Raw genomic sequence first — 19,915 nt, 5'->3', positions numbered from 1 at the left:
CCTTAATGCCCGGCGGGGCAATTGGCGCAACGGTGCTGCTGCTCAAACTGACTAAAGAAATTATTGCCTTTATCATCCACCAGAATGAACGCGGGCAAGTTTTCAACCTCCATCATCCACACTGCTTCCATGCCCAACTCCGGATATTCCAGGCAATGCAGGCTTTTGACATATTCTTGTGCCAGTAACGCCGCCGCACCGCCGATACTTCCCAGATTAAAGCCACCATGTTTGTGACAGGCATCGGTAACCTGCTGGCTGCGGTTGCCTTTCGATAACATCACCAGACTGCCGCCAGCCGCCTGGAAGGCGTCGACATAACCGTCCATTCGACCGCCCGTGGTGGGCCCAAGAGAACCACAGGCCATATTTTCCGGTGTTTTCGCGGGGCCAGCGTAATAGACAATATGATGTTTCAGGTAATCCGGCATCGGTTCGCCGTTATCCAGTCGTTCTTTTATTTTGGCGTGGGCGATATCACGCGCCACTACGATGGGGCCGCTTAACGACACACGGGTGCCGATCGGTAAGGTGGCGAGATCCTGCATTACCTCACGCAATGGACGAGTTAGATCAATCTGTACGTTATGCGTGTGATTGTCTTCCCGCATTGAGGCTGGAATATATTGCCCCGGATTATGTTCGAGTTTTTCCAGCCAGATGCCGTGCTTGTTAATTTTGGCTTTAATATTACGATCGGCGGAACAGGAGAGTGCCATAGCGATCGGGCAGGAGCCGCCGTGGCGCGGTAGACGAATAACACGAATATCATGAGCGAAATATTTGCCACCAAACTGAGCACCAATACCAAATTGTTGGCTGGCGTCGAGCAAGGTTTTTTCCAGTTCAACATCGCGGAAGGCTTGTCCCTGCTCGTTTCCGCTGGTGGGCAGATTATCGTAGTATTTTGTCGACGCTAGTTTGGCGACTTTTAACGCCTGATCGGCAGAAAGTCCCCCGACGACAAAGGCGATGTGGTAGGGCGGACAGGCGGCAGTTCCCAGCGATTTCATTTTTTCGATTAAAAACGCAGTCAGTTTTTCTGGTTGCAGGAGAGATTTAGTTTCCTGGTAAAGCGCAGCTTTATTGGCGGAGCCACCCCCTTTATTGACACACAGAAAATGGTACTCGTCGCCGGGGACGGCGCTGATATCAATCTGCGCCGGAAGATTGGTTTGTGTATTGACTTCGGTATACATATCCAGTGGCGCATTTTGTGAAAAGCGCAGATTATTTTCCTGGAAAGTGGTGTAAATACCTTTGCTTAAGGCTTCGGCGTCATTGCCCCCGGTCCAGATGTGTTGCCCTTTACTGGCGACAATGGTGGCGGTGCCGGTGTCCTGGCAGTTGGGTAATATCCCTTTTGCCGAGACTTCGGCATTGCGCAGTAGCTGCAAGGCCACATATCTGTCATTACTGCTGGCCTGCGGATCGTTCAGAATGCTGGCGACTTGTTGCAGGTGAACGGGACGTAAGAAAAAAGAGGCTTCATAAAATGCCTCCCGGGCAAGCAACGTTAATGCTTCCGGAGCGACTTTTATCACTTCTTCGCCGTCTATTTCCGTTACTGTAATATATTTATCGCTGATTAATTTATATTCCGTTGCGTCTTTATATTGTAAAAACGGTTCTTGCCAGATAAATGGTTTGGACATGATGTGTTCTCACATTGTGGTTATTTTTACCGAATAATAAGGCGGTCTTTTTTCAAGCAGAGACTGGATGAGTTATATCACGTTATCATTCGGTATTAGCTTAAGTATTTTTTGTTTAATTACGTGTGGTTGTTGTATGATTTTTAGGGGAACGTAGGCCACCAGTTATTCCAGTTGTGATAATGCTGGCAGCTTCGTAAGCTATTTTATTGATATGTTTAGATAAATGTACCTGACATAAAGAAATCTGTGCAGGTACATTTATGGGGTTGATAATCTAAACAGTATTAATTATTAAATGTCAAAATGAATGCTTAATAAAGGTGCGTGCTGCTGCGCACCATAAACATCATTATCGCCCACATTCCCGGAGATAATATCTCGTGGCATGACGATTTTTACTGCATTAGAAGGATCAAACCAGACAATACGATGAATAAAGTCAGGTTCAACATGATATAAGCGCGCAATCAGCTCTGGAGTTAATTGCCCTGATGATTTAACTCGCTCATAGTTTTCTTTCGTTTTAAATAAAATATCTAAAACCAGTTCGTAGGGTCCGGCATTTTTCGAACGAATGACTTGCGCCAGTGAGACAATTGACTGTTTCATGCCTGAACTCCTTCTGGCGTCACCTGTTCAATATGGAAATCAAAGCGCAGTGCGTCGTTGGCTTCAATCAGGTGATAGATAGAAAACTCGTATACGGGTCCGCTCTGGATATCAGAAGGGGAGAACGGGAACGCCAGGTTGCCCGCAGTGGCGATGCGATTTTCATAACCGTAGTGCAGCATAGTGGAGCGCACCAGTGAACAAACACTGTTGGCGATTTCTTGCGTCGGCGCGACCACATCCAGGACGATCCCCAGTTCATGTCCGGCAGTTTCCATGGGCTCGTGGTCGCCCATGACACCATTTTTACCGTACAGGTGGAATGTCATTCGAATGCTGTCATCGGTCAGCGACAGGTTGCGCGTTACGCTGGCTTTGACATCTTCAATGATTTTGTCGATCCCGGCGATCATAATTGGGTCGCGAGTGCCTGCGATGGTCAGGCAGCGGAAGCCCACCTGCCGCGCACCTTCCAGTTTCAGGGCATATGGCGTTTCTTCATGCTTAGAACCGCTGACATAAACTTCACCGTCGTTCACGGCTTTGAAGGTGCAGCCTTTCAGATTCAGAACACCACCTGGTCCCGGCAGGAAGTACGGGTCCGATTTCTCATATAGCGTATGCGCGGCTGCGGATGTTTCGGTGAATTTACGCTGCGGATTGAACGTCTTCAGCGTGAAGCCATTATCGTCGATGATGCCCATCGCACAGTCAGAGCCGGAGCCTGGCGTCGCGGCAATTGCTGCACATTCGAGAATTTTCCCACAGTGCAGCGCCAGCCCTTCGTCAAAGCCTTGCATGATGGGGAGCGCGGCAAAGCAGGCCGGATCATAAGCCCGGCCGCCCAGCACCACCTGTGCGCCTTCTTTCAGCGCCCGCTGGAAGGGCTCGATGCCCATTTGCGCGACGATGTAGGTACTTTCGTCAATCGCGTCGTGCGTTAACGGCGGGACAAAATCCAGCGCCGTGATTTTGCCGTTATCCAGAGCCTGGTGGACGATGGCTTTGTCAACGTCCGCCGGGATCAGCGCCATCGAAAACGAAAGTTTTTCCTCTTGCGCAATCTCGTGAATAATTTGACGACACCACTCCAAATGCGGGGCAGCGCCAGAACCACCGGCCGTCCCGATCACCACTGGAATATTATTTTGCACGCCTGCGGTTATCATATAACGCAGGTCGCGTTTAACTCCCGCGCGGTCGGTAAAGGGCTTACCCGCCCCCAGATAGTGCGGGCCAGGATCGGAAGAACCGGCATCAACGGCGATCAGATCGGGAGATTCCGCCATCGCTTTGCGGAAGCTCTCTTCAGGGAAGCCGTAACCGAGGATCGCAGTAGGTGATAAGACTTTAAAAGAACGAGCCATCTGTTAATCCTTAGCCAGCATCAGCGCGATAGTACGATTCATTTCGTTGAACACGATGTCGAGGCCTTCGTCAAACCCCATCCCCGGTTTTACCAGCATCCGCATGGGACGCGCGGCAAGAGCTACGTGGACACAAGTTCGGGCGCTGACATCGGTTTCGTTACAGGTGCCACCCTGATAAGCTTCCATTCCGTGGCTGTTGCAGTACAGAACCGCATCGACGATGTTGTGAATACTGCCCAGATCAGGCGTTTTGATTTGCACCATGTGGCAACTGGCTGCATCAGTGAAATCAACGATATCCTGGTAGGTGTTACACCATTCGTCGGCGACAATTTTCACGCCGGAACCGAGGCGCGTCAGCTCTTTGGTGATGGCAGTCAACAGGCGAATTTGGTCAGGTTTGTTACCGGCATCGACCGGACCTTCAATGTACAGCGGCAGACCTTGTGTTTCTTCTTCCAGGCTGGCGATGTATTGCGCGCAGCGAACGGGATCCATGTCGAAGATCAGACCGATGGTGCCGTATACATCGATGTGTAGGGTAGGGTGGTAGCGAGCGCTGGTACGTTTGCTCAGAATGCGATCTGACAGCCAGCGGATATATTCGCGCAGTTTTTCGCCCTTAAAGCCCAGCTTCTCTTCGACGTTATTAATCAGTGCATGGGGCAGTACGTCGATCCCTTTAAGGATCATCTTATCGACGGCGATATACCGATCGTCGCCGCTCTGGCCAAATAAAGGAATGGATTTTGCCACGCGCGGTAACTGCCATTCATCGCAAACGACTTCAGTTTTCAGACGGCCCGTTGCCAGCGCGGTAGCGTCAAGCAACGCCTGCGATAATCCATAGCGCACGGCGGTATGCAGCAAGTTGCCATCAATACGCAGCTTGTCGAAAAAACGGGCATTCGGCACAAACGCATCCACATCGCGGCCTTCCAGTAACGGTTTGATATGGTCATTAAGGAACGGAATAAAATGCTCGGCGAGGAACAGCGGATCGCGACCGCCTGCCCCGGAGTACTGTACCGCAGCACAGTCACCAACCGCGACCGCGCCATTTTCCAGAATCAACTGAACTGAAACGCACTCCCCAGCCTGACGTACTGCGCTAAAACCAGACGTAACCGGCTCCCCGGTATAAAAAAATCCGTCGTGGCCCGCTCCGTTTTTTATCGCCTGCTGGTCATCGAAATAGAATGAGGAGTAGCCAGCGGTGAACAGGGCCTGTTTTATTTTCATTATGGTCTTCCTATTAATTTACTGTGGGATACAGCATTGATGTCATCTACAACCATCTGGAATGTCGGTTGGCGTCCTTCAAAGCGTGCGCGTTCGGCAACATAATCGTGGTGAAGGTCGAGAATGTCTTTTGGCAACGGAACGGCGCCGGCTTCCAGCACGCGTATCGCGCCGGTGTTGTCACGGACCGGAAGAATTTTGCCCGCGTTGCAGGCAGCTGGCGCAAACGGCACATCCAGTACGCCCGCTTCAAATGCCAGCACCGTACCGCGCGCGATATCCCCATTCCCCAGTTCGAACACTTTATTCAGCACGGCGCGAACTTCACTCTTAATCAGCTCAACTTCCAGTTCCACCGCAGGACACGGTGGGAATTTCTGATCGCTAACCATATTGAGCATTTGGCGGGAGGCTTTCAGTCCCTGCACGTTGGCGGCAGCGGTAGGGATGCCCCAGGCTTCATGCGGACTCTTGGTGATCACTTTGGTTGCGCCCGACATTCCGGCAACCGCCGCGCCCCAGGAGATAATCGCGAATGCTTTTGACTCGTCTTCCGGAAAACCGCCCATCCACTGGTGGAACACCGTACTTAATTCGTACTCTGCATAGCCATGATTCTGGAAGTATTCGTGAGCGAGTTCCCGCAGAGACTGGATCGCCGCAATATCTTGCGTCAGGCTTCCGACCTGACCATAACCGACGGTGATAGATTTCACGCCCTGTTCCAGTGCCAGCAAGCCTTCGATTATCGCAATAGAGTGCGAGATAAACGGTGGAATCAAGGTACCTGTAAGCGGGCCAAACGGTTCGCGGTTGATGCGAATTCCGTGCTCTTCATACAGCCCCATTAAACGGTCGCAGTACTGCCAGTCGCGGATCGATTTTTCCAGCGTTACGCGTTTGGCATACGGAATATTGTAGGAAATGCCGCCGCCTTCATAGCTGGTGAAGCCGCTGGCCATTGAGATTTCAGCCAGCAGCCGCGCATCTGGTGTGCCATGGCGGATCTGTAGCGGTTTTTGCAAGGTTTCGGTCAGACGACGGCATGCGGCGACGCCGTGGTTAACCACCGGTAAACCGTTCAGTTTAGAGGTTCCGGCTTCGATGGATTTTTTAATCCCTACCGCGGCTTCTTCGTAACGATTCAGACGGGTATAGGCATCGATGGTGCTCGGTAGCAAATCGCACTCATCTTGCAGTGTTTTCAGTAGTTCGATGTGCTCGTCCATCAACGCCACGCCTGCGCGCGGTTGGCTAAGCGTTTTACCTTCCAGGTCTGCTTTCAGTAGGGCAAGGGAGAAGCGTTTGTGATCAGGAATAGTTTGTTGATATTTAACGCCATCTTCGAAGTTTTCAACATCCTTGCCAGTTTCCCAGGTTTTCAGTACCTGTTGCCGCTCGGTCATGAATTCGTCATGGGTTAATTTCTTATTTCGAAGTTCCATTGATTGCTACCTTAATTGTTATAGGGTTAAGCATTGAATACTGGTACGCGCGGCGGCCTGCGGATCGACTCTGGCGACGTTTGCCAGCAGTGGAAATAGCCCCCGTGAATCGCGGTAATATTCAAATTCGGTCGGTAAGAGAATGCGTTTGCCGTCGTCGTTTAACTCGCGGTATTTCAACCAACGATGAATATCAAACTGGCTGGCGCGCGACAGCCATCCACCGGAACCAACGACTTTGCGCACGGTGGTCAGGTCACGTCCCATCTGTAAATCGACATTGCCGACGCAGGTGCAGACCTCTTTTTTGGTGCCGGCATGACGTTCAGTGGCGTAACCTACGCACAGCCCAGCCAGCACAGTATCGAAATATTTTTCTTCTGCGTTAGTGGGTAAATGGTCGGGATGTGCAACCAAATGACGGAGATAATGATAAAAAGCGTCCTGCTGCGTGGGGTGCTGAGAAAAGATCACATTAACTAAGTCTTTTGCACTTTCACCAACCACCATTGCTGAGACGCGCATTCCCAGATCGCCTTCAACGGTCCGTTTTACGAAGGGTTCCGGTACGCCGTGTAAAACGGTGTCGGGTGAGAGATTATTGGCACAGGCAGAATACATATCGGTGGTTGCGCCGCCCATGTCGATCAGCATGAACTCTTTCCAACTGCTATCGACATTACTGATTGCCTTAACCAGTTCAAAAACTGTCCACGGCGTTGGCATCGGCTCTTCGCCCGTTTCATCAACAATGACATCCAGCCCTTTTCCTTTAACAATGCGTTTGAGGAAAATGTCGCAGATGGCCTGTCGCGCGGCGAAAGGGGAGGGATTTTCAAGGTCAGGCAGAACGTTATCGACGATAGTCAGATCTTTATGCCCGAGGATGTCCTGTATATTGTCCTGAATGTCCCTGTTTCCGGCATAAATAATGGCGCAATCGAGTTTTGATTCCGCCAGCACACGGGCGTTATTTAGCCCGTAACTCTCTTCTCCGCCGTCGGTGCCGCCCGTGAACAAGAGGATATCGGGTGGTGACTCTTCCAGCGCCTGAATATCACGGCGGTTCAGCTTGTAGGCGTAATGCTGCGCAATTTTAGCGCCAGCAGAGTGAGCGGTTACTTTCGCGGATTCCAGGGTAATAGAAGGCACTAATCCCATTGCGGCAACCGCCAGTCCACCTTTGGCTGAAGAGGAGTACTTCAATGCGACTTTCGCCGTTTTTTTAACAGGGGGAGGGCGTTATCGATGTTTAACACCTGATTCAGGCTTGAGAAAAAACCATCGGCCAGATGATGCGTGGTGGTTGGGGTCAGAACGTGGTTAACCAGCGTTAACGCGTCCCCCTCCCGGGTAAAGAGGGCAGCTTTGGTCCACGTCGATCCAATATCGACAGAGACGATTTGCATCAGATGGCCTCTTCGAAAATACGTGTTTCAACACCATGACGCTGGTTGATATCGTTGGCCATCAGCTGGCAGACATCTTCTAAGTCATGGCTGGGGGCGAAGACGCGGTCAAAACCCATCTCTTTGAATTTGATTTGCACGTCAGCGAAGTCATGTTTACCCACCACCAGGTTACCGCCTACATAGAGCAGAATGTCGCCCAGCCCACGTTCGATGCAGCGTTCACGCATACCCAGACAGTCGATATCCCCATGCCCATAGATAGAGGAAACCACTATCGCGTCAGCGCCAGTTTCAATGGCAGCATCAATATATTCATCCTGGCTGACCATTACGCCCAGGTTTATGACTCTGAAGTCATGAGAAGTAAAAACGCGATCCAGAACTTTATTGCCAACTGCATGGCAGTCGGCACCAATAACGCCAAGCACTAGTGTTGCTTTCTTCATGGGTAATCCTTTGTAAGACAGAGAGTAAAATAAGTTACACACGTCGTATTTATGGCCGTTTTCTGTGGCACATGATTAATAACACTGGAGTGTCTGTGTCCTGTCGTCAGGTTGCAATTGATCTATTTTCAAAATATCTTTCGAAAAATGCTTGTTTATGTGGTTGCTTTAAATATGACGGTTATTTCAATAGGTTACGTATATGATTGTTATTGATTTTAATTTTTCAAATTATATTGATTTAATGTATTGATATATTTGTGATCAACATCTGATTTGCATTTTTTTAAGAGGGGGACTGGTTATAAAAGTAGTTCATAAAGTTTGGTGCGCATTATTAATGCAATTTACAGCCGTCTTAACATGAAATTGTAACGGTAATGTTTAAAGTAACAAATGGTTAATAACTCATTTGGGGTTGTGCTATTCATTGGACCTAATTAATCACTTCTACTCAAATGATTATTCTTGAGCAGTGGAACGTATTACTTAGAGTGGGCGGGTGTTCAATAACGTCCAGATATAATACCGTTTCATTGTCTCGTCTTGCTGCTGGGGTAATAAAGATAATTTACATATACCAACGCAGGATAAACTTAGTTATTGAATCTCATGTTGTTTGATGTTGGCTTACTGAGCCGTTCATTGAATATAAAAAGGGGAAAAATACTTATATCAGATGCAATTTAGCTTAAAAGCTCTCTTTCCCCTCCTCCTGCATTCTACAAATCCATCCTTCAACGTGATTATTAGCAAAGCAACAATAACATTCCGGGGTAAAGATGGGTGCTCATAAAGACAACAATCAATTAACTTTGATAAAAATATGTTATGTAAAATGACAACAAATTGGCTAATCTAATCAATTAGTCTTATAAAAAGTGGGTAAGGCGGTTCTGTTAAATAAAATACTGGTTTTTTATCTATGCATTTCCATAGTGGTAATTTTACTGCGCTATTTAGTTACAATAAATTAACAATAAAATTACCAATGATCTATAGATTATACATGATTAACATATCTGGTTGATTTTGATATAAATCAATTTTTAATTCTTGAAAAAAAATCTGCAAAACGCGATAAATTGTCGTAGATCAAATTGGTGGGATAGTGACAATTTCACTATAAATTGATCACTGTCGAAAAATGCAAATTTGCTCAATAAAAACCTGTTTATTGTAAGGATTTTGCGGCGTAATATAATTACGGGATCAATTTGGTTTATTCATTAACATATTTGTAACTTTTTTATCATTGTCTTTCCTCTTTTGATGAAATGGCAACGATAGGGGCGAGCAAATAATTTTGTATTGGGGCATGCGTGTGACCCTTTCTAACGGGGTTCACTCTCGGAGTCTTCATGCGATGAGCAAGGAGTCATGATGTTAGATATAGTCGAACTGTCGCGCTTACAGTTTGCCTTGACCGCGATGTACCACTTCCTTTTTGTGCCGCTGACGCTCGGTATGGCGTTCCTGCTGGCCATTATGGAAACGGTCTACGTCCTTTCCGGCAAACAGATTTATAAAGATATGACCAAATTCTGGGGCAAGTTGTTTGGTATCAACTTTGCTCTGGGTGTGGCAACCGGTCTGACCATGGAGTTCCAGTTCGGGACTAACTGGTCTTACTATTCCCACTATGTAGGGGATATCTTCGGTGCTCCGCTGGCAATCGAAGGTCTGATGGCCTTCTTCCTCGAATCCACCTTTGTAGGTCTGTTCTTCTTCGGTTGGGATCGTCTGGGTAAAGTTCAGCATATGTGTGTCACCTGGCTGGTGGCGCTCGGTTCAAACCTGTCCGCACTGTGGATTCTGGTTGCGAACGGCTGGATGCAAAACCCAATCGCGTCCGATTTCAATTTCGAAACCATGCGTATGGAGATGGTGAGCTTCTCCGAACTGGTGCTTAACCCGGTTGCTCAGGTGAAATTCGTTCACACTGTAGCCTCTGGTTATGTGACTGGCGCGATGTTCATCCTCGGTATCAGCGCATGGTATATGCTGAAAGGCCGTGACTTCGCCTTCGCTAAACGCTCCTTTGCTATCGCTGCAAGCTTCGGTATGGCTGCCGTTCTGTCTGTTATTGTTCTGGGTGATGAATCCGGTTACGAAATGGGCGACGTGCAGAAAACCAAACTGGCTGCAATTGAAGCCGAGTGGGAAACGCAACCTGCGCCTGCTGCCTTTACTCTGTTCGGTATTCCTGATCAGGATGAGCAGACGAACAAATTTGCGATCCAGATCCCTTACGCGCTGGGCATCATTGCAACGCGTTCCGTGGATACGCCAGTGATCGGCCTGAAAGAGCTGATGGTTCAGCATGAAGAACGCATCCGCAACGGGATGAAAGCGTACTCTCTGCTCGAACAACTGCGTTCTGGTTCTACCGACCAGGCGGTTCGTGACCAGTTCAATAGCATGAAGAAAGACCTCGGTTACGGTCTGCTGCTGAAACGCTATACGCCAAACGTGGCGGATGCGACTGAAGCTCAGATTCAACAGGCAACCAAAGACTCCATTCCGCGTGTAGCGCCGCTGTACTTCGCGTTCCGCATCATGGTGGCGTGTGGCTTCCTGCTGCTGGCAATCATTGCGCTCTCCTTCTGGAGTGTCATCCGCAACCGCATTGGCGAGAAAAAATGGCTGCTGCGCGCCGCGCTGTACGGTATTCCGCTGCCGTGGATTGCTGTAGAAGCGGGCTGGTTCGTGGCTGAATATGGCCGCCAACCGTGGGCTATCGGTGAAGTGCTGCCGACAGCTGTGGCGAACTCGTCACTGACCGCAGGCGATCTCATCTTCTCGATGGTGCTGATTTGCGGCCTGTATACCCTGTTCCTGGTGGCAGAATTGTTCTTAATGTTCAAGTTTGCACGCCTCGGCCCAAGCAGCCTGAAAACCGGTCGCTATCACTTTGAGCAGTCCTCCACGACTACTCAGCCGGCACGCTAAGACAGGAGTCGTCAAATGATCGATTATGAAGTATTGCGTTTTATCTGGTGGCTGCTGGTTGGCATTCTGCTGATTGGTTTTGCAGTCACTGACGGTTTCGACATGGGGGTGGGCATGCTCACCCGTTTCCTCGGTCGTAACGACACCGAGCGTCGAATTATGATTAACTCCATCGCACCACACTGGGACGGTAACCAGGTATGGCTGATCACCGCGGGCGGCGCTCTGTTTGCTGCCTGGCCGATGGTCTATGCCGCTGCGTTCTCCGGCTTTTATGTCGCGATGATCCTCGTGCTGGCGTCTTTGTTCTTCCGTCCGGTCGGTTTTGATTACCGCTCCAAGATTGAAGAAACCCGCTGGCGTAACATGTGGGACTGGGGCATCTTCATTGGTAGCTTCGTTCCGCCGCTGGTGATTGGTGTAGCGTTCGGCAACCTGTTGCAGGGCGTACCGTTTAACGTTGATGAATATCTGCGTCTGTACTACACCGGTAACTTCTTCCAGCTGCTTAACCCGTTCGGCCTGCTGGCAGGTGTGGTGAGCGTAGGGATGATCATTACTCAGGGCGCGACCTACCTGCAGATGCGTACCGTGGGCGAGCTGCACCTGCGTACCCGTGCAACCGCTCAGGTGGCGGCTCTGGTGACACTGGTCTGCTTCGCACTGGCTGGCGTATGGGTGATGTACGGTATCGATGGTTATGTCGTGAAATCGACAATGGACCATTACGCTGCCTCTAACCCGCTGAATAAAGAAGTGGTTCGTGAAGCTGGCGCATGGCTGGTTAACTTCAACAACACGCCGATTCTGTGGGCTATTCCGGCGCTGGGTGTTGTTCTGCCACTGCTGACCATCCTGACTGCACGTATGGATAAAGCCGCGTGGGCGTTTGTGTTCTCCTCCCTGACGCTGGCCTGCATCATCCTGACTGCCGGTATCGCAATGTTCCCGTTTGTGATGCCGTCCAGCACCATGATGAATGCAAGTCTGACAATGTGGGATGCAACTTCCAGCCAGCTGACGCTTAACGTCATGACCTGGGTTGCGGTGGTTCTGGTTCCGATCATTCTGCTCTACACCGCCTGGTGTTACTGGAAAATGTTCGGACGTATCACCAAAGAAGATATTGAACGTAACACCCACTCTCTGTACTAAGTAAGGAGCTAAAAATGTGGTATTTCGCATGGATTCTGGGAACGCTTCTTGCCTGTTCGTTTGGGGTAATCACCGCGCTGGCGCTTGAGCACGTCGAATCAGGTAAAGCCGGTCAAGAAGACAGCTGATGAGTAAGGTTATCGCAACTTTGTATGCGGTAATGGACAAGCGCCCCCTGCGGGCGCTTTCCTTCGTGATGGCGCTTCTGTTAGCAGGATGTATGTTTTGGGACCCATCACGTTTTGCCGCGAAGACCAGTGAACTGGAAATCTGGCATGGTTTATTGCTGATGTGGGCCGTCTGTGCTGGCGTAATTCACGGCGTGGGTTTTCGTCCGCAGAAGGTTCTTTGGCAAGGGATTTTTTGCCCACTGCTTGCCGATATCGTTCTCATTGTCGGGCTGATTTTCTTCTTCTTTTAAATCAGAATTCTCTTTAAAAATTTATGGACCTTCAACAGTCCATAAATTTTTACGCTCCCTTAACTTGCCCTCATTCCCAAACCTCAATCGCGCGCGTATAGTAGCAGCGTTTAAAAGTTCTAATTTTTGTTGCATTACCGGGATGTAAAGTGAATACAACGCTGTTTCGATGGCCGGTTCGCGTCTACTATGAAGATACCGATGCCGGTGGTGTGGTGTACCACGCCAGTTACATCGCTTTTTATGAAAGAGCACGCACAGAGATGCTGCGTCATCATCACTTCAGTCAACAGGCACTGATGGCTGAACGCGTTGCCTTCGTGGTGCGTAAGATGACGGTGGAATATTACGCGCCTGCGCGGCTCGACGATATGCTCGAAATACAGACTGAAATAACATCAATGCGTGGCACCTCTTTGGTTTTCACGCAACGTATTGTCAACGCTGAGAATACTCTGCTGAATGAAGCCGAGGTTCTGATTGTTTGCGTTGACCCACTCAAAATGAAGCCTCGTGCGCTTCCCAAGTCTATTGTCGCGGAGTTTAAGCAGTGACTGACATGAATATCCTTGATTTGTTCCTGAAGGCGAGCTTCTGGTTAAACTTATCATGTTGATTTTGATTGGTTTTTCAATCGCATCCTGGGCCATTATTATCCAGCGGACCCGCATTCTTAACGCCGCAGCTCGCGAAGCCGAAGCGTTTGAGGATAAATTCTGGTCTGGAATCGAACTTTCTCGCCTCTATCAGGAGAGCCAGGGAAAACGAGATAATCTCTCGGGGTCGGAACAAATCTTTTACAGTGGGTTCAAAGAATTTGTGCGCCTGCATCGTGCTAACAGCCATGCACCGGAAGCCGTAGTGGAAGGCGCGTCGCGCGCGATGCGTATTTCCATGAACCGTGAGCTGGAAAATCTGGAAACGCACATTCCGTTTCTCGGCACTGTGGGTTCCATCAGCCCGTATATCGGTCTGTTCGGTACAGTCTGGGGGATCATGCATGCCTTTATCGCTCTCGGCGCGGTGAAGCAGGCAACATTGCAAATGGTTGCGCCCGGTATCGCAGAAGCGTTGATTGCTACAGCAATCGGTCTGTTCGCCGCTATTCCGGCGGTTATGGCCTACAACCGCCTCAACCAGCGCGTAAACAAACTGGAACTGAATTACGACAACTTTATGGAAGAGTTTACCGCGATTCTGCACCGCCAGGCGTTTACCCTTAGCGAGAGCAACAAGGGGTAAGCCATGGCCAGAGCGCGTGGACGAGGTCGTCGTGATCTCAAGTCCGAAATCAACATTGTACCGTTGCTGGACGTACTGCTGGTGCTGTTGCTGATCTTTATGGCGACAGCGCCCATCATCACCCAGAGCGTGGAGGTCGATCTGCCAGACGCTACTGAATCACAGGCGGTGAGCAGTAACGATAATCCGCCTGTGATTGTTGAAGTGTCTGGTATTGGTCAGTACACCGTGGTGGTTGAGAAAGATCGTCTGGAGCGTTTACCACCAGAGCAGGTGGTGGCGGAAGTTTCCAGCCGTTTCAAGGCCAACCCGAAAACGGTCTTTCTGATCGGTGGCGCAAAAGATGTGCCTTACGATGAAATAATTAAAGCGCTGAACTTGTTACACAGTGCGGGTGTGAAATCGGTTGGTTTAATGACGCAGCCTATTTAAGCATCTGCGTTTCCCTTGCTTTAAGAGAGCGGGTAACAGGCGAACAGTTTTTGGGAACCGAGAGTGTCAAAGGCAACCGAACAAAACGACAAGCTCAAACGGGCGATAATTATTTCAGCAGTGCTGCATGTCATCTTATTTGCAGCGCTGATCTGGAGTTCGTTCGATGAGAATATAGAAGCTTCAGCCGGAGGCGGCGGTGGTTCGTCCATCGATGCTGTAATGGTTGATTCAGGTGCGGTAGTTGAGCAGTACAAACGCATGCAAAGCCAGGAATCAAGCGCGAAGCGTTCTGAAGAGCAGCGCAAGATGAAGGAACAGCAGGCTGCTGAAGAACTGCGTGAGAAACAAGCGGCTGAACAGGAACGCCTGAAGCAGCTTGAGAAAGAACGGTTAGCTGCTCAGGAACAGAAGAAACAGGCTGAAGAAGCCGCTAAACAGGCCGAGTTAAAGCAGAAGCAAGCGGAAGAGGCAGCAGCGAAAGCGGCGGCAGATGCTAAAGCGAAGGCTGAAGCGGAAGCCAAAGCTGCCGAAGAAGCAGCGAAGAAAGCGGCTGCGGACGCGAAGAAAAAAGCAGAAGCAGAAGCCGCCAAAGCCGCAGCCGAAGCGCAGAAAAAAGCCGAGGCCGAAGCCGCCAAAGCTGCAGCGGCGCTGAAGAAGAAAGCGGAAGCGGCAGAAGCTGCTGCAGCTGAAGCAAGAAAGAAAGCGGCAACTGAAGCTGCTGAAAAAGCGAAGGCAGACGCTGAGCAGAAAGCGGCTGCTGAAAAGGCGGCTGCAGATAAGAAAGCCGCCGCTGAAAAGGCAGCAGCTGATAAGAAAGCAGCGGCAGAAAAAGCCGCCGCAGACAAAAAAGCCGCAGCGGCAAAAGCAGCAGCAGAAAAAGCAGCAGCTGAAAAAGCGGCTGCAGCAAAAGCTGCCGCGGAGGCAGATGATATTTTCGGTGAGCTAAGCTCTGGTAAGAATGCACCGAAAACGGGGGGAGGGGCGAAAGGGAACAATGCTTCGCCTGCCGGGAGTGGTAATACTAAAAACAATGGCGCATCAGGCGCAGATATCAATAACTATGCCGGGCAGATTAAATCTGCTATCGAAAGTAAGTTCTATGATGCATCGTCCTATGCAGGTAAAACCTGTACGCTGCGCATAAAACTGGCACCGGATGGCATGTTACTGGATATCAAACCTGAAGGTGGCGATCCCGCTCTTTGTCAGGCTGCGTTGGCAGCAGCTAAACTTGCGAAGATCCCGAAACCACCAAGCCAGGCAGTATATGAAGTGTTCAAGAACGCACCATTGGACTTCAAACCGTAATCGCGATGTTGGTCGTCACGGCGATCAACATCAGACATCGGTTGTCGCAGGGTTCTGGTAGTTTTGTGTATTTGAGTTTGTTAACATTCTGCTAAATTATCGTGGGCTATCTGTCCAGATAAGGGAGATATGATGAAGCAGGCATTACGAGTAGCATTTGGTTTTCTCATACTGTGGGCGTCAGTTCTGCATGCTGAAGTCCGCATTGTGATCGACAGTGGTGTAGATTCCGGTCGTCCTATTGGTGTTGTTCCATTCCAGTGGGCGGGTCCAGGTGCGGCACCTGAAGATATTGGCGGCATCGTTGCTGCTGACTTGCGTAACAGCGGTAAATTTAATCCGTTAGATCGCGCTCGTCTGCCTCAACAGCCAGGTAGTGCGCAGGAAGTTCAACCTGCTGCATGGTCTGCGCTGGGCATTGACGCTGTCGTTGTAGGTCAGGTCACTCCGAATCCGGACGGTTCTTACAATGTTGCTTATCAGCTGGTTGATACCGGCGGTGCACCGGGTACTGTGCTTGCTCAGAACTCATACAAAGTAAACAAACAATGGCTGCGTTACGCTGGCCATACCGCCAGTGATGAAGTGTTTGAAAAACTGACCGGCATTAAAGGTGCGTTCCGTACCCGTATTGCCTATGTTGTTCAGACCAATGGCGGCCAGTTCCCGTATGAGTTGCGCGTGTCTGACTATGATGGCTACAACCAGTTTGTGGTTCACCGTTCTCCGCAGCCGCTGATGTCTCCGGCGTGGTCACCGGACGGTTCTAAACTGGCATATGTTACCTTCGAAAGCGGTCGTTCCGCGCTGGTAATTCAGACGCTGGCTAACGGTGCAGTGCGTCAGGTTGCTTCCTTCCCGCGTCACAACGGTGCGCCTGCATTCTCGCCAGACGGCAGCAAACTGGCTTTTGCGCTGTCGAAAACTGGTAGCCTGAATCTGTACGTAATGGATTTAGCCTCTGGTCAAATCCGTCAGGTGACAGATGGTCGCAGCAACAACACCGAACCGACCTGGTTCCCGGACAGTCAAAACCTGGCATTTACTTCTGACCAGGCCGGTCGTCCGCAGGTTTATAAAGTGAATATCAACGGCGGTGCGCCGCAACGTATTACCTGGGAAGGTTCGCAGAACCAGGATGCGGATGTCAGCAGCGACGGTAAATTTATGGTAATGGTTAGCTCCAATGGTGGGCAGCAGCACATTGCCAAACAAGATCTGGTAACGGGAGGCGTACAAGTTCTGTCCTCAACGTTCCTGGATGAAACGCCAAGTCTGGCACCTAACGGCACTATGGTAATCTACAGCTCTTCTCAGGGGATGGGATCCGTGCTGAATTTGGTTTCTACAGATGGGCGTTTCAAAGCGCGTCTTCCGGCAACTGATGGACAGGTCAAATTCCCTGCCTGGTCGCCGTATCTGTGATAATAATTAATTGAATAGTAAAGGAATCATTGAAATGCAACTGAACAAAGTGCTGAAAGGGCTGATGATTGCTCTGCCTGTTATGGCAATTGCGGCATGTTCTTCCAACAAGAACGCCAGCAATGACGGCAGCGAAGGCATGCTGGGTGCCGGCACTGGCATGGATGCGAACGGCGGAAATGGCAACATGTCTTCCGAAGAGCAGGCTCGTCTGCAAATGCAACAGCTGCAGCAGAACAACATCGTTTACTTCGATCTGGACAAATACGATATCCGTTCTGACTTCGCTCAAATGCTGGATGCTCACGCAAACTTCCTGCGTAGCAACCCGTCTTACAAAGTCACCGTAGAAGGTCACGCGGACGAACGTGGTACTCCGGAATACAACATCTCCCTGGGTGAACGTCGTGCGAACGCCGTTAAGATGTACCTGCAGGGTAAAGGCGTTTCTGCAGACCAGATCTCCATCGTTTCTTACGGTAAAGAAAAACCTGCAGTACTGGGTCATGACGAAGCGGCATACTCCAAAAACCGTCGTGCGGTACTGGTTTACTAAGAGAATTGCATGAGCAGTAACTTCAGACATCAACTATTGAGTCTGTCGTTACTGGTTGGTATAGCGGCCCCCTGGGCCGCTTTTGCTCAGGCACCAATCAGTAGTGTCGGCTCAGGCTCGGTCGAAGACCGCGTCACTCAACTTGAGCGTATTTCTAATGCTCACAGCCAGCTTTTAACCCAACTCCAGCAACAACTCTCTGATAATCAGTCCGATATTGATTCCCTGCGTGGTCAAATTCAGGAAAATCAGTATCAACTGAATCAGGTCGTGGAGCGGCAGAAGCAGATCTTGTTGCAGATCGATAGCCTTAGCAGCGGTGGTCCAGCGGCACAATCAGCCAGCGGCGATCAAAGCGGGGCGGCGGCGGCAAAGACGCCAACAGCTGATGCAGGTACTGCGAATGCTGGCGCGCCGGTGAAAAGCGGCGATGCAAATACTGATTACAATGCAGCTATTGCGCTGGTACAGGATAAATCCCGCCAGGATGACGCGATGGTGGCATTTCAGAATTTCATCAAAAATTATCCTGATTCAACTTACTTGCCCAACGCCAATTATTGGCTGGGTCAGTTAAACTACAACAAGGGTAAGAAAGATGATGCGGCGTACTATTTTGCTTCGGTAGTGAAAAACTATCCGAAGTCGCCGAAGGCTGCAGATGCGATGTTTAAAGTTGGCGTCATCATGCAGGACAAAGGTGACACCGCGAAAGCAAAAGCCGTGTACCAGCAGGTTATCAGTAAATACCCTGGTACTGATGGTGCTAAACAGGCGCAAAAACGTCTGAACGCCATGTAATGCATAACACGCGACCAGAAGTCGCATTATTTCTGGTCGTGTCGTGCGATTCATAAGCAGTTGAGTGATCTACATCGAAATTTTTGTTGCGCTCAAGTCTGAAATCAGTAATATATGCCGCCGTTGCCACGGGATATCAAACAAACCGAAAGCAACGAAAAAGTGGGTCGTTAGCTCAGTTGGTAGAGCAGTTGACTTTTAATCAATTGGTCGCAGGTTCGAATCCTGCACGACCCACCACTAACATAGTTAGTTGTAGTATTCAGCGTAGTATCGGGGTGATTAGCTCAGCTGGGAGAGCACCTCCCTTACAAGGAGGGGGTCGGCGGTTCGATCCCGTCATCACCCACCACTTCGGGTCGTTAGCTCAGTTGGTAGAGCAGTTGACTTTTAATCAATTGGTCGCAGGTTCGAATCCTGCACGACCCACCAATGTAAAAAAGCGCCCTAAAGGCGCTTTTTTGCCATCTGCGATATTCCTTCACGCGATCAAAGCATTAACCAACCTCTCCAGCGCAGGCGTCGCGTGTTGCTGTTCATAGACAATATACAGATCTGCCGGAATACGTTCTTCCAGTGGACGAAATACCACACCGGGCCAACTCATCTGGGCATAGCTATCTGCCATTAATGTCACGCCCAATCCCATACTGATCATCGCCAGCACAGTTTGCGGCTCTACGGCCTCCCGGACGATCATCGGTGAAAAACCTGCCTGCTGACAAACGCGCTGTAAAAAACGCCCAGTCAGAATGGACGGAAGGCAGCGTTACAAAGTATTCATTGCGTAATGCAGTTAGCGGGATAGCATCTCGCGATGCCAGATGATGGTCTTGCGGAATAGCAACCAGAAAAGAGGATTCATGTAAGCGTAAGCTGGTAAACCCCGTGGTTGGTTCAATCGCCATCCGCCAGATACCCGCATCCAGTTCCCGCCGCTCCAGCAACGCCATTTGCATGCCTGGTGATTTTTCACGAAATGAGACATGAACATTGGGGCATTCTTTCAGAAAGCACCGCATCGCCGGACGCATTCGCCCCCACATTGCTGTTCCCACCACGCCCAACTCAATCCGCCCTGCCTCACCGCGACCAATCTGCTCAACCCGTGCCATCGCCTGACTGGCATTCGCCAGTAACCGTCGTGATTCTTCCAGTAAAATTTTTCCCGCATGAGTGAGCGCCACACTGCGCGAATGACGAACGAACAGCAACGTGCCCAGTTGTTGTTCCAGATCTTTAATATGAATACTTAATGGCGGCTGCGACATATTGAGCCGCGCAGCCGCCCGCCCAAAGTGAAGTTCTTCTGCAACTGCAAGAAAATAGCGCAATAACTTGAGATCAATACGATGCGTACTTTCCATGATTATTGCGCTCCATAAGTTTGGTAAGGCTCCAAATCTAGCACATTGCAATAAAGGTCAACCCCGTTTAC

16 protein-coding genes, 3 tRNA genes and 3 pseudogenes are annotated in these 19,915 nt (G+C 50.0%); 14 read left to right on the top strand and 8 right to left on the bottom strand.

Annotated features, from left to right (window positions below):
• Positions 1-2: 2 nt before the first annotated feature.
• The 7 genes and pseudogenes from CRI63_RS02865 to glmS all read right to left on the bottom strand — a co-directional run bounded on the left by CRI63_RS02865 (position 3) and on the right by glmS (position 8,182).
• Positions 3-1,655, bottom strand: a complete 1,653-nt coding sequence (locus CRI63_RS02865) for a class I fumarate hydratase (RefSeq protein WP_135518445.1) — start codon at positions 1,653-1,655, stop codon at positions 3-5.
• Between the two features lie 294 nt (positions 1,656-1,949).
• Positions 1,950-2,267 carry a DUF4387 domain-containing protein gene (locus CRI63_RS02860; RefSeq protein WP_130214960.1) on the bottom strand — a complete coding sequence of 106 codons (318 nt, stop codon included), beginning with the start codon at positions 2,265-2,267 and terminating at the stop codon, positions 1,950-1,952.
• The gene (locus CRI63_RS02855; protein WP_130222233.1) at positions 2,264-3,634 is read right to left on the bottom strand and encodes an acyclic terpene utilization AtuA family protein; all 1,371 of its coding nucleotides are present in this window, start codon (positions 3,632-3,634) and stop codon (positions 2,264-2,266) included. Before CRI63_RS02855 ends, CRI63_RS02860 begins: the two co-directional genes overlap by 4 nt.
• 3 nt (positions 3,635-3,637) lie before the next feature.
• Positions 3,638-4,879, bottom strand: coding sequence for a methylaspartate ammonia-lyase (locus tag CRI63_RS02850; protein WP_130209898.1), 1,242 nt, complete (start codon positions 4,877-4,879; stop codon positions 3,638-3,640).
• Complete coding sequence (locus CRI63_RS02845) at positions 4,879-6,324, bottom strand: methylaspartate mutase subunit E (protein ID WP_130209900.1); 1,446 nt, start codon at positions 6,322-6,324, stop codon at positions 4,879-4,881. The genes CRI63_RS02850 and CRI63_RS02845 overlap by 1 nt, the downstream gene beginning before the upstream one ends.
• 18 nt (positions 6,325-6,342) lie before the next feature.
• A pseudogene (glmL, locus tag CRI63_RS02840) lies at positions 6,343-7,733 on the bottom strand (methylaspartate mutase accessory protein GlmL).
• Positions 7,733-8,182 (bottom strand): methylaspartate mutase subunit S, encoded by a 450-nt coding sequence (gene glmS / locus CRI63_RS02835; RefSeq protein WP_130214952.1) that lies wholly within the window; start codon positions 8,180-8,182, stop codon positions 7,733-7,735. Before glmS ends, glmL begins: the two are co-directional and overlap by 1 nt.
• Positions 8,183-9,565: 1,383 nt before the next feature.
• Between glmS and cydA the strand changes: the two genes are divergently transcribed.
• From cydA to CRI63_RS02765, 14 genes and pseudogenes are all read left to right on the top strand, one after another.
• Entirely contained in the window at positions 9,566-11,134 is a 1,569-nt protein-coding gene (gene cydA, locus CRI63_RS02830; RefSeq protein ID WP_010331061.1) for a cytochrome ubiquinol oxidase subunit I, read from the top strand.
• 15 nt (positions 11,135-11,149) lie between these two features.
• A complete protein-coding gene (cydB, locus tag CRI63_RS02825; RefSeq protein ID WP_000568264.1) occupies positions 11,150-12,289 on the top strand; it encodes a cytochrome d ubiquinol oxidase subunit II in 1,140 nt (379 codons plus the stop codon).
• Between the two features lie 14 nt (positions 12,290-12,303).
• Positions 12,304-12,417: a cytochrome bd-I oxidase subunit CydX gene (cydX, locus tag CRI63_RS02820; protein ID WP_000270283.1), complete on the top strand. Its 114-nt coding sequence runs from the start codon at positions 12,304-12,306 to the stop codon at positions 12,415-12,417.
• Positions 12,417-12,710: a cyd operon protein YbgE gene (gene ybgE, locus CRI63_RS02815; protein ID WP_063096546.1), complete on the top strand. Its 294-nt coding sequence runs from the start codon at positions 12,417-12,419 to the stop codon at positions 12,708-12,710. The genes cydX and ybgE overlap by 1 nt, the downstream gene beginning before the upstream one ends.
• 149 nt (positions 12,711-12,859) lie before the next feature.
• On the top strand, positions 12,860-13,264 hold the full coding sequence (gene ybgC / locus CRI63_RS02810; RefSeq protein ID WP_001098372.1) for a tol-pal system-associated acyl-CoA thioesterase: 405 nt from the start codon (positions 12,860-12,862) through the stop codon (positions 13,262-13,264).
• Positions 13,261-13,952: pseudogene (gene tolQ, locus CRI63_RS02805) on the top strand (Tol-Pal system protein TolQ). The gene ybgC and the pseudogene tolQ overlap by 4 nt, the downstream one beginning before the upstream one ends.
• Positions 13,953-13,955: 3 nt before the next feature.
• Positions 13,956-14,384: a colicin uptake protein TolR gene (gene tolR, locus CRI63_RS02800; protein ID WP_000090097.1), complete on the top strand. Its 429-nt coding sequence runs from the start codon at positions 13,956-13,958 to the stop codon at positions 14,382-14,384.
• A 63-nt stretch (positions 14,385-14,447) separates the two neighbouring features.
• Positions 14,448-15,695, top strand: coding sequence for a cell envelope integrity protein TolA (gene tolA, locus CRI63_RS02795; RefSeq protein ID WP_135518441.1), 1,248 nt, complete (start codon positions 14,448-14,450; stop codon positions 15,693-15,695).
• Positions 15,696-15,827: 132 nt separating this feature from the next.
• Positions 15,828-17,120 carry a Tol-Pal system beta propeller repeat protein TolB gene (tolB, locus tag CRI63_RS02790; RefSeq protein WP_010352214.1) on the top strand — a complete coding sequence of 431 codons (1,293 nt, stop codon included), beginning with the start codon at positions 15,828-15,830 and terminating at the stop codon, positions 17,118-17,120.
• Positions 17,121-17,154: 34 nt separating this feature from the next.
• Complete coding sequence (gene pal / locus CRI63_RS02785) at positions 17,155-17,676, top strand: peptidoglycan-associated lipoprotein Pal (RefSeq protein WP_001295306.1); 522 nt, start codon at positions 17,155-17,157, stop codon at positions 17,674-17,676.
• Between the two features lie 9 nt (positions 17,677-17,685).
• Complete coding sequence (gene cpoB / locus CRI63_RS02780; RefSeq protein WP_135518439.1) at positions 17,686-18,477, top strand: cell division protein CpoB; 792 nt, start codon at positions 17,686-17,688, stop codon at positions 18,475-18,477.
• A 164-nt stretch (positions 18,478-18,641) separates the two neighbouring features.
• A tRNA-Lys gene (locus CRI63_RS02775) sits at positions 18,642-18,717 on the top strand.
• Between the two features lie 36 nt (positions 18,718-18,753).
• Positions 18,754-18,829: transfer RNA gene (locus CRI63_RS02770), tRNA-Val, on the top strand.
• 4 nt (positions 18,830-18,833) lie between these two features.
• A tRNA-Lys gene (locus tag CRI63_RS02765) sits at positions 18,834-18,909 on the top strand.
• A 49-nt stretch (positions 18,910-18,958) separates the two neighbouring features.
• On the opposite strand, the pseudogene CRI63_RS02760 reads toward CRI63_RS02765, so the two are convergent.
• Positions 18,959-19,844 (bottom strand): annotated as a pseudogene (locus CRI63_RS02760) (LysR family transcriptional regulator).
• Positions 19,845-19,915 lie beyond the last annotated feature (71 nt).

It is taken from the genome of Escherichia sp. E2661 (genome assembly GCF_004745185.1).
GTDB lineage: Bacteria > Pseudomonadota > Gammaproteobacteria > Enterobacterales > Enterobacteriaceae > Escherichia.
The sequence above is the reverse complement of the archived record's forward strand: the minus strand, read 5'-3'. Positions and strand labels throughout refer to the sequence as shown.